This is a genomic window from Candidatus Arsenophonus phytopathogenicus (genome assembly GCF_056113345.1).
In genome coordinates, this window is sequence record NZ_JBUIOB010000017.1 from 1,103,152 (window position 1) to 1,116,490 (window position 13,339).

The following is a 13,339-nucleotide window of genomic DNA, read 5'->3' on the forward strand; positions in this document are numbered from 1 at the left end:
ATAATTTTCTAAACATCATAAATTTTCATCTTTGTCACCTAAAATTGCGTCCGTCTGAGCTATTGTAACTTTGATCATTTTTTATCTCTTTGGGTATTTTATTGAAAAAATTCTTTAAAATAGACAAGCAGAAATATATCACAGCAGAGATAAATATCGAGTTAACTGATGGAATACCCATAGTTATGGTCATCCCAGCGATAGAGCCTAAAGCCCAAGCAATGAGAGATGGGTAATTTATCCATGGTGTAGCAGCATTATTTGGCAACTTGCCATCTTTACGCGTTGAATCAAGTAAATCTCTATTAGTACGAAGGATATAGTAGTCAGTGAGCGTAATCCCAGCTATTGGTGGGAAAATAACACCCGCTATTATCAAAAAATTAATAAAATTATCTAAAATACCGATAACGGTAAAGAAAGTTCCTATACTGCCCGCGATTAGCGTTAATGTAACATAATTGATTTTCTTGCCTATCATACACTCAATAACATTGCTCATGCTAAGCGAGACACTATAAAGATTAATATCATTTATTTTAACCACCGCTAAGATGGTACAAATGACGCCGATCCAGCCTGCATTTTGAATAAGGATATTAACCACATCATCGGTACCCATCGCTTTAGCGATCAATATAGAAACGCCATTAACAATAAATTCACCAAAAATGATTGAAATTGTTAACATCCAAAAAACATCCTTTGAATTCTGACAATATCGACTGATGTCAGGTGTTATTAGCATTGCAACAATACACCCACCGGCGACCATTGTTGCTCCAGCGCTTAATGTCATTGAGTCCTGCTCTGCTGGAATGATATTGATTAATTCTTTAATGTCGATGGTGGTTAATTAATTAAATGTTACCCAAATCATAACAGCAAAAAATAAAGGTACCGCTATTTTGGCGGTTAGACTTAATCCTTTGAATCCGTATGTAACTAATACGGTAATAAATATGCCTGAAATTGTGGCACACCAGCCGAAGTCAAGCTTGCCGTTTAATGCATATTCTAAAGCTTTGGCACAAACTCCATTTTGTACGCCGAACCAACCGAGCGAGCTTATCGCAATAGCAAATCCGATCATGGCAGAGCCTATTTGCCCAAAGCCACACCATCTGGACAGAATACTGGTAGGTAGCCCCTCCCGACATCCTATAAGACCCAATCCTAGACTTACAAATTCAAGAATTAAGCTACCCAAAAGTGTTGCTAACATTGCCTGCCAAAATGTCATTGCATGGCCTAATGTAGCACCCAGTATAAACTGCGATAGTGCAGTATTGGCGCCGATACGAATTAAAACAATAGAAAATAAATCAGAGCGTGCTGAAGGTGGAATCCTTTCAAGGGAGTGTTCTTTATCCATGTTTATATTTCTCTATATTATTTAGTTAAATAAATAGCTGCGCGGTCTGAGAAATCGCATCGGTATTTTATTATGAATATTTTTATGAATACAATATTCTATAAGTTGTTCCCGAAAGCTAATCCCCAATTTTTGGTAGATAGATTGTAATTTATTGTTAACGGTATGATGACTAACACAAAGCATTTTAGAAATTTCTTTTGGATTAAATGAATGTGCTACCAGAAACATTATTTCTAATTCTTTTTTGGTAAATTTTGTTTCAATCAGGCAATCTGTTGTTCCATGAATTTTACCAAAATTTTTAAATTTCCTAAAAGGCAGTAGTTCCATCTTTCTTGAATGAAACATAACGCCAACACATTCTCCGTCGACAATAAACGGAAATTTTTCACAAATGTAAGGTTGTAATAGTGAATCTTCACCATAAGGATAAATATCAATCGAAATGATATTTCTTTTTTGTTTCAATGTTTCAAAATCATGTGCTTGAAAGTTTTCTGAGAATTCAGCTGTGGGATGAGGTATTTCGCTATTATTTTTGCCGTATAAGTTAAAATTTGTAGATAAATTAAATAACCTGTAGTTTTGTGGATTACTATAAAAATGAATAGATTGGTCGCCGTTAAATATTTTTATTCCCCACGGGTCGCTATTGTTTTCAAACATAGCAATAAGTTGAGGTGATATTTTCACATCCATTATTTCCTCCTGCCGATAGGACTCAATAATACTCATGAATTACCTATAAACAATCTGTTTATTCCTTGTAGAATAGCGTCTTAATATAAATAAATTCTGGACATAATGGAAATTTTTCTAGCAAACTATTTGTCTGTTATTTCAATTATTTTATATAATTAATTATTTTTATTGAATTATTTTTTTATTAAGTCGGATAATTTGATATCAGACAAATTAATGAATTTATCTGAACTATTAAAACAATATATTGGCCAATTTTTAGCCGAATAAATACCTACATAATCAGCAAAATGAATAAAAAAATAATGCTTCAGTTCACTAAGAGAAGACCAATAAAAAGTCACTATCCATTGCTTATGACAAGAATAAATTGCTGCAAAATTTAGTTGTTTATTATCTGTAATGACAATGAAAATAAAATATTAACTAGAAACATATAAAACCAATATTGAAAAAATACTCACTACAGGTGTGCAGCGAAATAATATTTTTCGAATGGCTAATTAATCAAATAATGACTAATAGAGTAAATTAAAAATGTCATTATTGGTGAAGAAGCAGAGGGCTGGTTATTTTCACTTATTACATAAAATTGAATAAAAACCAGTCAATATAATATGACGAAATTAATTTGGCGGCAAATACGAATATCGAGCAGAAAAAATCGCATGATAAAAAATTATTATATGGTATGTAACTAAGGGGTGTTTGGGGTTGGTTTTTTGTCGTAATTTTGAGTGGGGTCTGTTTCATGGGACATTAGACTGTAAGAGGCTTACAGGAATATTTGTTATTTTTCTAATCTTAATATTTTAATTAAGTAAGAATTATATTAAATAAGACTGTGCCATTTATTTTGCTTTGCTAGAGGTAAGGTAACTAGTAAAATAGATCAATTTTTCTCATCGTATTCCAGCAAAAATAATTAGTAATGACTGTTATTTATATGATCAGCAATGAAAGTATTATTTTTGCCAAGCGGGTAATTATCAACACCCACCATCCCAAAAAAGCGGTGATCTAAGCTCACCATTTTACTATTATGCCAGAATAAGATCGCTTTGTTTGACAACGCCAAGGATATGCAGTTTAAAGTCGGGGATGGCATCACCGTCACCATCTATAAATAATCGACTTAAGTTACTTTCTTCATTATAAGTCAGCATCATATCTCCCACTTGTTTAGTAAAATAGTCAACAAAATAGAGTTTAGGGTTGCTATTGATATAACTATCCAGCCTAATGGCAGAGAGATCAATTAAGTCAATGCCAGTGTCAAAATCCATAATTTTATATGGATTGTTGAAAGGTGAATCTTTGATCCTGGAAAAAACAAAGGTATCTTTGCCGCTACCATTGTCTAGCTTCTGTGCTTTTTGTTGTCGCTATACCGATTATTAACATCATTGCTGATATAGTTATTGCTCATCATGCGACTATTTTGTGTTGGCCAAAGTGAGTATTGCTGTTGGTTGCAGTATCCATAATTGTTACAATCGGTGGGTTGATTGGGCAATGCAGCATTGTAAGTAATAGAATATTGCCAGGGAGAGCTATAATCATAACTATAACCATTAAAATTGTTCATCATCGGGTAAAAACATGGGAGTACTGCTATAGCATGATGTCGGTGTTGTCCAATAACAAGTGTTAGTGTTATTACACCACCATGGTGAGGTTATGCAGTTGTTAGGGATGCTGGTAACTTCATTATCATAATCATCTTTTGGTAGTTTATTATTAATATCTTGTGTTGGTTGATGAGCATGAATACTGTTGGGAGGTTGGTCATCTGTTTTTTTATCGGGCATGATAGTGTCACGATTGCCGCCCCATAATATATCTCTACCTTTACCCCCTCGATGATATTGTCAGCGCCGTTGCCGATAATAACGTCATTGCCTGAGCCACCGATTGCATTTTCAATAATGGCGCCCCGAGCAATTGAAACATTGGCTTTAAAGCTGCCGACATCAGAGAAGGAAACTTCCTTTAAGTGAATGCGTTGGTTTTGATAATAACCAGAAAAATCTAGTGTATCGTTACCGCCGGCATCGCGATGTTTAAAAAAGGCAAATTTCAATTCTTCCAGCATATCTGAACCGGTGCCATCAGTGCCTAAAGCGACATTGTGGTAATTCGTTAATTGCGCGTTATAACCGGCATGATTATTCATATTAGAGCGGGCGTTATGTACCAGGAAACCATCATTTTGATTAAGGATCTGTATATCGTTGATAGACAAATAGAGCCCATGAGCAATTAATGTTTTGTGATTGATCAGATCGTATTCAGCTAAACGTTGTAAGGGATCTTTACCGTATTTATCATGGCTATGGGAGACATCATAGTGATCTTCTGCTACATGAATGTGCAAACCGCGTTGGGTTTCTTTGATGGCGTTTTGTAATAGACCAAGTACGTCATTGGATACTGTAAAGGGGGCATGAGCACCAATGTGGGCTTCTACCAAATAACGTTCTTTGTCTTTGGTGCTATCAATATATTTGGCGAAGTTAATATTTTCTTCAATACCAGCCTCGAGCTCTTGCAGACCACCATTGCGATAAGTGGTTTCAAAGCAGGTCATGCCTCGTAATCCGGCTTTCAAAAAAGCGTTACGTAAAGTGTGCAGGGAGCCATGAATAAAATTGGGTGAGGCGTGATGGTCGATAACGGCAGTACAGCCACTTTTAATCGCTTCTAATGCGCAAATCAGGCCACTATAGTAAAGCGCTTCTTCATCCAAAGCTCTGTCCAGTTGCCACCATAAATTTTTTAGAGTAGAAATAAAATCTGGGCAGGGAGGAATTTGCGCCATGATGCCCCGGGATAAGCCAGAGTAGAAATGGTTGTGGGCGCAGACAATACCAGGCATGACAATGCGGCCATTCATCTGTTTAATTTCTGCGGTTGGAAAACGGGCGGTCAAATTTGGGCCAATAGCCAAGATCTCTTTATCCTGGATAGCAATATCGATATTTTCTCTCACCCGGGCAGGCTCAAATTCTACTGTCGTGGCATTTTTTAAAGTTAGCATAATCAGGCATCCATATGGGTTAATAGATATTGATGGTGTTTGTGTACATGGCTAATGATTTGACACAGGTTATGCAGCTCTGGCGGTATTTTTTGAAATTGACTGTCGTTATTGATGCGTAATAGCTAGGTTCGGCTATTGAGTCGGACAGAGATCCGATCGCCTTCGGCCCAAAAACCAGGGTTAGTACTGTTAATGAAGTCCTCTTCCAGGCTAAAGATAGTCACCTTATTTCGATAGGGTTTTCCTTGCCATGGACAGAATTGCGAACAATTGCCACACTCATTGCACATGGCATCTAAATGCAGTGTTTAATGGCGATTTTGAAAGCCAGGTATGGCGATCGAGACATTGGCGCGATTTGGGCAGACATCAACACATTTACTACAAATGTAATTACATTCCAGGCAGCGATCGGCTTCCTGTTAAACGAAAGCCTCACTGTGCTGTTTGTCAACCAACTTGACGGTAATTTGACCTTGACGTTGATAAAAATGCTGAGGATCAACGTTACTCCAGTATTTATTACCATGATGGCTATAAATATTTTCCCGCCGCAAAATGGTATCGACAGCGCGACGTGCGGTACTGATTGCCGCAATAATGGAAGAAAGGCCTTGTTGAACATCGCCGATTAAAAATATGCCAGATTGCGTAGTTTCTCCGCTGGCCAGTTCAATAGCTGGTTTACCATTTTGATCGAGTGAAACTCCCATTGCGGCAAGTATTTGGCTATCTTGTTGCTCACCTATTGCTGTGATTATACTATCGATTTTTAAGCTAGTGGTTTGTTCGGTTGCCACCGCCTGAGGACGTCCGGAGCTATCAATTTTACCTAATTTCATCAGCCTGACTGTCAGTTTACCGTTAATGGCAAAATGTTCAGGATTGGCGAGGAACATAAATTTTACGTCATCAGCTAAAGCTTCTTCGTATTCTTCTGGCCAGGCGGGCATTTTAGCTTTTGAGCGGCGATAGATGATAGTGACTTGTTCTACATCAGGTATACGTAGCGCTGCCCGAGCACAGTCCATGGCGGTATTACCGGCACCAATTACCGCTACATGTTTACCCATATTCGGTGTAAAACCACGATTATAGTCACGCAGGAAGGGCAGAGATTGGTAGATATTATGATTTTCACCGGCCAGTTTGATGCCACTATTTTTGTCGGTGCCAACGCCAATCAAAACATAATGAAAGCCGGTCGCTTTCAATTTTTCCACGGTTAAATCAGGCTGACATCCAAATTCAAATTTGACGCCATGTTCAGCAATAAAATTGATATCATGCTCGATAAGCTCTGCTGGAATACGAAATTGGGGAATAATATTTTTTACTACCCCACCGGCGCTGGATTCACGCTCAAAAATTGTTACTGGATAGCCTGCTCGGGCTAAAAAGTAGCCGGCACCGATTATGGCAACCGGGTGGCGAGTACCTGTACCGGCAGGTTTATGCCAACGCTGTTTGTACTCTTGCTAGCCTTTTTCTAACGCAATTTTCTTCAGTTGACGAATATTTAGCGGGCTATCATAGTCCAAACGAGTACAGTTATATTGGCATTGATGATCGCAAATATGACCGGTAATGGCCGGTAGCGCGTTGCGTTGGTAGATAAGTTCTAACGCATCGGTATAACGCTTTTCACCCAATAAACCGATATATTCGGGGATATCCTGTTTAATGGCACAGGCATTAACACAGTGAGCCGCATAGCAATCTGTTAATGGTAGTGAATTATCAATATTTATCTGATGATCAGCCTTCCACTCTTTTTGGCTATAATCCATACTGATTGCTTGTTTTGCCAATTTTTCTAACCGTTCTACATCAATTTTTTCTGCCTGCCAGGCCGCGCTATCCGTTAATTGTCGTAGGCATTCAGTCATACGTAGATAACCACCGGGTTTTAATAGATCGGTTGCCATGGTGATGGGACGAATGCCGGTTGCGAAAATATCACGGATAGTGATCTGGCTAGCACCACCTGAATAAGAGATCGGTAGCATGCCGTCAAAGGCACGGGAAAGAACAGCAGCGACATTGATTGATAGTGGAAATAGTGCGCGGCCAGACATGTACATCTCTTCGCCGGCTAGTTTACCTTTATGATTGATAACGCCTAATGTGTTAGTCAGTTTCACGTCAAACGTTAGCTGTTTCTCACTGGCCAGTGTCATTAAGCGGCGCAGCATCGCCAGGGCTTGCTCAAGCTGTAGATCATGCTGGAATGAAGCCTCTTTTAAGCCAATATAATCGAAACCGCAGCTATCGAGGATCGCTCTTACCAGTTGATAACCGAGTAGGGTAGGATTGAGTTTGACAAATGTATTGAGTTTTTTGTTTTGCAACATATAACGACAGATAGCTTCTATTTCATCAGGTGGGCAGCCGTGCATGGTAGATAGGGTTACACCGCTTACCATTTGAGCGGGAATGCTTTCGGCTAATGTTGTCAGCGCAGTTTGTTGACATTCAATACCTAACTGACTAATAAAGTCAGGGTTTTCGGTCCATGACTGTAAAAGCTGACGGTAGCGGTTAAAAGCGGGATGATGAGAAGCATCCATCATGTTATCAATAAATTGCTGCATAGCTGGTTGCTGAATACCAGCTAAATCGTAAACCGACACTCATGTTAAATATAAAGGATTTCGCTTCGCCTGCTTGGGGTTGCTCAAAAATAGCTTCGAGAAGATGCAAAATAAACCAGGCTTTCAGATATTCATCCCAGGCTTTTACTAGTGTATCTTCAGTTGACCACTCAGTGTTAAAGCATTCATCTTCAGCGTCAATGCAGGGTTTATCTATTTCTAATTGATCGAGGATCTGCACTGTTTTTAGTTCGATAAAGCGGCCACCAGTTAACCAGGAGACGATAATATTTTGGGCTAACTGGGTATGCGGTCCGGCAGAAGGGCCAATTGGTGTGGCACACGTTTCACCAAATACATTAATTAATGGATGTTGATTTTGCTGACGATAAGATTGTTGTTTGGGAATACCAAATATTGATTGATTTTGTTGGTATTCATCAAAGATGCGCTTCAAAAGTTTATCGAATGGAATTGGGCGCATGATATCTTCCATGAGACTCTCCTTGCTGCGATTTAATTGGGCAAATTGGCAAACAGTTGTCATAAACTTTGCAACAATCACGCCAGAAACAAATAACCGAGGAATGGTGAATAAGAAATGTAATTAATATCTAATCTTGTTTTTTTATTTGTGAAATAACTCACGATCAGGCAAATAAGAATGATAATCAATAGAAAATAGCTAACTTCGGCAGATAGTTATCGATTTTTTAATTCTCAAAAAAATAATTTCACTATCACTTTGATAAACCAAACAGGCAGAGGATGTTTTTTGTTGTCTTTAAGTGGAGGCAAGCAGATTTTCTGTTGCTAGTAACGTCAATAAATCTCAGGAGTGTCAATATCTGCGGTGATTGCCGATTGATCTAAATCTAAATATTGCCATTGACCTTTTCGTAAAGTTTGCTGCATTGAGCGGCAATGGGTTTGTTTTACCGCCATATTAAGGCAGTGATAAGGCAATAAAACTGGATGACCGGGTGTTTTTTGATAGCGAGGGATCAACGCATAAGCGCCGCGTTGGGGCCAAATTTGCTGAAATATATTGCTATTCAGGCAAGGCATATCACCGTGCGTAATAAAGCAATAGTCGCTATTGGCAGCCATAGCGCCAGCTTTGATGGAGCCAAATAGTCCCTGCTGATAATGAGTATTATAAATAATGCTGATTGCTGGATGTTGCTGGTAGCGCGCACTTAATTCTGTCGCCCGATAACCAATCACCAAAATAATGCGAGAACAGAAGGTTAATGCATTTTTGATACTTGCATCAAGTATTGTTCCATTCTGCCAGGGTAACATCATTTTCCATTGTCCCATACGGGAAGAAAGACCGGCAGCTGGAATAATGCAATCGATATTTTTGATTATTTGTGCCGATTTTTTTGGCCATTATGGGGGCCGGGATAGCAGATTTATTCATTCTATGGACTCTTAAGTTATGCCACAGGCAAATATACCCGAACCGCTCACTCAGTTTTGTGATGGATCATTAAACTCATCATCTGTTGTTATTAGTTTGATTGGCGCAGGCGGTCAAGCAGGACAAAATGATGCGGCAAATTTATTAAAGCCGGCCTTAGCGAGAGGGGGAGCTCCGTACAATCGCAGCGACAACACAAGCAGAGTACAAAAAATATTTTGAAAAAGATGCGGCACTGGCTCGTCGTTTCCAGTTGATTAAAGTGGATGAGCCTAGTCAGGAAGTTGCCATCGCCATGCTGCGTGCTATGGTGCCTATGATGGAACAACATCATGGCGTACGGATTTTAGATGGCGCAGTTACTGAAGCGGTCCAGTTAGCTGCGCGGTATATTACTGGCCGCTAATTACCGGATAAGTCGGTTACCTTGCTGGATAGCGCTTGCGATCGGGTCGCTATTTCTCAATGTGGTGAGCCTGGACCGATAGAAGATTTGCTGGTAATGTTGACGCAGCGAAATGTTGATCGTCAATCATTGTTGCGCGAAGGTAATTCTGAGGATGAAAACGTCAGTCGCCAAATTGAACAATTACAAACTTCGCTAAATTTACTATTGCCCGAATATCACGAGCAATAACGTCTGGTGCAAGCAATCAATGCAGCGGGTGATAATGAGACAGCAATTACCCCATCACGGAGTGAATTACAGGCACGGCATCAACAACATGCTTATGTATTTGATTGTGTCGATGCAGCCTGTGTGGCGGACATTGTTTCTGGTTGGACAGGTATTCCATTGGGCCGGATGGTGGAAAATGAGCGTGATATACTGATTTATCTTGAGCAACGTTTAGCTTGCAGAATTATGGGGCAAGATCATGCTTTAGCGCAAATTGCCCGTCAAATACGAATTGCTAAAACGCAACTGGCTGATTCACAGAAACCTTGCGGTGTTTTTATGTTAGTGGGACCTTCAGGTGTTGGTAAGACGGAAACCGCTATCGCATTAGCGCATGAAATGTATGGTGGTGAACGAAGTATGATTACCGTTAATATGTCGGAATATCAAGAAGCGCATTCGGTTGCAGGTTTAAAAGGGGCACCACCAGGTTATGTCGGTTATGGTCAGGGTGGAGTATTTACTGAATCTGTGCGAAGACGCCCTTATAGTGTGATTTTATTGGATGAAGTTGAGAAAGCGCACCCAGATGTATTGAAGCTATTTTTTCAAGTTTTTGACAAAGGTATAATGGAAGATGCGGAAGGGCAACGAATAGATTTCCGCAATAGCTTGATTATTTTAACTTCAAATGTGGGTTCTGAATTAATCATGCGAGCGATTCGGCAAGGAGTGAAAGAAGGGGATACCGTAATAGCTGTAGAACTGGATGACATCCAACAATTTTTACCCCCTGAGTTGCAACGTTTTTTCCCTACCGCGTTCTTGGGACGTTTACAAGTGATCCCTTATTTACCGGTAGAAGGTGAAATTTTGCAAACAATTATTCGTCACAAATTGGCCAAAATTGTTATAAGATTTGATAAAGCAACTCAGTTGCGATTGACTTAATCTGATAGATTGGTGGAATATCTTGCCGGTCATTGTTTGATAGCAGAAAGTGGTGCCCGGGAAGTTGATAATTTATTATTGCAGCAGGTATTACCATTATTATCAGATAATCTTCTATCTGGAGATATGGTCAATAGATCCAATATTTATCTGGATGTGCAAGATAATAAGGTATGTTTCAACTCTATATCATCAGACTAAAAAGCTAATAATAAATATAACTAACCGAGGATAAATAATTTATTGGTATTATTTGTTGGTTTGTGTATTTTCTATGAAAAATAGGCAGTATAATTAGAATAATATAATGAAGACGTTGGAAATATCGCTGTATTGGTTAATTTTTATTTTTGTTGACCTGGGATTAGCCTTATTAAGTTTACAGACTCGTAATATAGGTAGCCTTTATCCATTATTTGGGTTGCCTGCCGGTATTTTAGTCGGCGTTTTATGTATCTAACCACCTCGTTATTGGCCATTATGGTTGGTAACGGGATTTTTGGTGGTGCTTTGTGCGAGTCAATTATCTGATCGTTCGGTATCAGTTTCTTTAATTTTTGCCACGACAGATAGCCTGTATTTGGCGGTAGCGGCATTTATTTGGCAATATTTCTATGGTGTCGCTTATATGCCACGTAATGCTTGTCAGATACTTCATTTTGCCCTGATAAATGTTGTTATTGGCAGTATAGGGTGTTTTATTACGAATATAATATTTTATTTATCTGATTTGTCTTTTGATTTATATGATCCATTTGCAAGAGTCGTCATATATATTAAATTATTTGCCGTTAAGCTTGTTGGTAATATATAGCTTTTGTCGTAGTCCTCAATTGCCCTATATGCCAAAATTTTGGCTAATGGCTCTATTTTGGGTCGTAATAATAACAGGTTTTATGTATTATCCGGTGACTGCTATTATCTCATCGCCTCTGATTGCTGGATTATTGTTAGTCAGTGTCAGTATTACTATTTTGCTTTCTCTTAGTTGTAATTTATTACTACTCAGTGCTTTTTTATCACTGTGTTCGATAGGTTTTGTCTTATTACCGTTACTGAATATGCCAATTTTTTATGAAGGCGATGAAATAAGGCGTCAAACAATAATAGATTTAGCGCAATGGTGTAGTGTTTTGTTAGCGTTTCCTACCCTATTTTTGGCTGGTTTTTTGCGCAGTTTATATCATGTGTTATTTCGTTATAAAGCGCGCTTTTTATTAGCTCATAGCGTATTAGAGCAGGATGTTATACATCGTTTTTTATTAAGTAAAGAAGATGAACTTATTACCTGGTATAACTTAAAAACATGGCGGAAATGTTATCCTATCCCAGCCTCATGGGTGCTATTCGCCGCTTGGATCCATTTTGATGATAGAAAAGCGGTTGAGCACCTAAAAATATCAGCTTGTGGTAAGCCTAAAGTATTAAAAATTCGGCTATCAGATGGTAAAGGCGGATTTAATGAAGCTCATCTTGCTTTGATTTTGCGACAAGGAGATAGAGGCAAAGAAATGGAAGGTTTGTTGTATGAAATTTCACGTTAAAAATAATCTGAGGGATCTATGTGTAAAAAAATTATTATTGCTGATGATCATCTCGTATTTTTACTGGGATTACGTATGGTTCTTTCCAGTATGCCAGAAAACTATCAGATTGTTGGTGAGGGACATCATGTCAGTGGGTTGTTATCTTTGTTGCAAACTAAACCGGTAGATATGTTGATAACTGATTTTATTATGCCGGGCGACAAGGATATGGATGGTTTACGTATGATAAGATCTGCAAAAATTGGCCAACTTTACCTATCGTGGTGATCACGATGGTTAATGAACCCAATATAATCAATATGCTGTCGCGTTACAATGTCAAAGCCATCCTGAATAAAAGCAGTTTAGCGAGCGAACTAGAAAAAGGACTTTATAATACTGCAGGTCAAGAACAGCCTTATATTAGCTCTGACTTTCTCAGTTCCCCTATCGATCAAATCGCTCGTATATTAACGCCTAAAGAGTTAGAAGTGATTCGTTTACTGGCAAAAGGATTAACCGTTAATGATATTGCTACCAAGGTTTTTCGCACTAAGCAAACTATTAGTTCACAAAAACAGAGTGTCATGGAGAAGCTTAATATTCCAAATGATGCGGCTTTATATAATTATTTGCAACAGGTGGGGCTCAGTGGGTGAGCATACGAAAAAGGATAGCCCTCTTATTTGGGGGATGGTATTGGTTTTTTGCTTTACCTGTATTTGGTCAGTCACTATGTAATGATTCATCGCAAGTGACAATTCCGGCTGAAGGGATAGAGATTGGTTATTGCTCTAATATAGTGCAACGATTATTTTTGCCTAAGGTGAATTTTGTCGATAATTTTGCAGATAAATCAACGGCTATTTTAGTAGTATTGTTCGTTGTACTAGTGAACCTTTAATCATTTATCGGTGGGATGGCAAGATAGAAGGAATTTATGCAGATTATCTCAGTGTATTATCAAGATTATTAAAAATACCGATAAAGATACGTATATTCGATAATTACCAGCAGGCGAGAAATGCACTAAATGAAGGATATATTCAGTTATTAGCCCAAACCTCGGCGGGATTAACAGCAATAGTACAAAGAAAAAA

The 13,339-nt window shown here is 38.5% G+C and carries 10 protein-coding genes and 4 pseudogenes; 8 read left to right on the forward strand and 6 right to left on the reverse strand.

Going from position 1 to position 13,339, the window contains the following annotated elements:
- Positions 1-34: 34 nt before the first annotated feature.
- The 6 genes and pseudogenes from AC01GB_RS09180 to AC01GB_RS09205 form a co-directional block, all read right to left on the reverse strand.
- Positions 35-1,375: pseudogene (locus AC01GB_RS09180) on the reverse strand (purine-cytosine permease family protein).
- Between the two features lie 21 nt (positions 1,376-1,396).
- Positions 1,397-2,077 (reverse strand): helix-turn-helix transcriptional regulator, encoded by a 681-nt coding sequence (locus AC01GB_RS09185; protein WP_474451574.1) that lies wholly within the window; start codon positions 2,075-2,077, stop codon positions 1,397-1,399.
- Positions 2,078-3,120: 1,043 nt separating this feature from the next.
- A pseudogene (locus tag AC01GB_RS09190) lies at positions 3,121-3,423 on the reverse strand (M10 family metallopeptidase C-terminal domain-containing protein); the annotation flags it as partial.
- A 335-nt stretch (positions 3,424-3,758) separates the two neighbouring features.
- Positions 3,759-5,120 (reverse strand): putative aminohydrolase SsnA, encoded by a 1,362-nt coding sequence (gene ssnA, locus AC01GB_RS09195; RefSeq protein ID WP_474451575.1) that lies wholly within the window; start codon positions 5,118-5,120, stop codon positions 3,759-3,761.
- A gap of 2 nt (positions 5,121-5,122) precedes the next feature.
- Positions 5,123-8,213 (reverse strand): annotated as a pseudogene (gene ygfK, locus AC01GB_RS09200) (putative selenate reductase subunit YgfK).
- A 326-nt stretch (positions 8,214-8,539) separates the two neighbouring features.
- Complete coding sequence (locus tag AC01GB_RS09205) at positions 8,540-9,091, reverse strand: NTP transferase domain-containing protein (RefSeq protein WP_474452368.1); 552 nt, start codon at positions 9,089-9,091, stop codon at positions 8,540-8,542.
- 70 nt (positions 9,092-9,161) lie between these two features.
- On the opposite strand from AC01GB_RS09205, the gene AC01GB_RS09210 reads away from it, so the two are divergent.
- From AC01GB_RS09210 to AC01GB_RS09245, 8 genes and pseudogenes are all read left to right on the forward strand, one after another.
- Positions 9,162-9,365 carry a hypothetical protein gene (locus AC01GB_RS09210; RefSeq protein ID WP_474451576.1) on the forward strand — a complete coding sequence of 68 codons (204 nt, stop codon included), beginning with the start codon at positions 9,162-9,164 and terminating at the stop codon, positions 9,363-9,365.
- A 97-nt stretch (positions 9,366-9,462) separates the two neighbouring features.
- Positions 9,463-9,780: pseudogene (locus AC01GB_RS09215) on the forward strand (hypothetical protein).
- 6 nt (positions 9,781-9,786) lie between these two features.
- Positions 9,787-10,713 carry an AAA family ATPase gene (locus AC01GB_RS09220; protein WP_474451577.1) on the forward strand — a complete coding sequence of 309 codons (927 nt, stop codon included), beginning with the start codon at positions 9,787-9,789 and terminating at the stop codon, positions 10,711-10,713.
- Positions 10,714-10,725: 12 nt separating this feature from the next.
- Positions 10,726-10,914: a hypothetical protein gene (locus AC01GB_RS09225; RefSeq protein WP_474451578.1), complete on the forward strand. Its 189-nt coding sequence runs from the start codon at positions 10,726-10,728 to the stop codon at positions 10,912-10,914.
- 283 nt (positions 10,915-11,197) lie between these two features.
- Positions 11,198-11,527 carry a hypothetical protein gene (locus AC01GB_RS09230; RefSeq protein WP_474451579.1) on the forward strand — a complete coding sequence of 110 codons (330 nt, stop codon included), beginning with the start codon at positions 11,198-11,200 and terminating at the stop codon, positions 11,525-11,527.
- Positions 11,528-11,609: 82 nt separating this feature from the next.
- Complete coding sequence (locus tag AC01GB_RS09235; RefSeq protein ID WP_474451580.1) at positions 11,610-12,257, forward strand: hypothetical protein; 648 nt, start codon at positions 11,610-11,612, stop codon at positions 12,255-12,257.
- Positions 12,258-12,275: 18 nt separating this feature from the next.
- Positions 12,276-12,527 (forward strand): response regulator, encoded by a 252-nt coding sequence (locus AC01GB_RS09240; RefSeq protein ID WP_474451581.1) that lies wholly within the window; start codon positions 12,276-12,278, stop codon positions 12,525-12,527.
- A gap of 5 nt (positions 12,528-12,532) precedes the next feature.
- Positions 12,533-12,898: a LuxR C-terminal-related transcriptional regulator gene (locus AC01GB_RS09245; protein ID WP_474451582.1), complete on the forward strand. Its 366-nt coding sequence runs from the start codon at positions 12,533-12,535 to the stop codon at positions 12,896-12,898.
- The last annotated feature ends 441 nt before the right edge of the window (positions 12,899-13,339 follow it).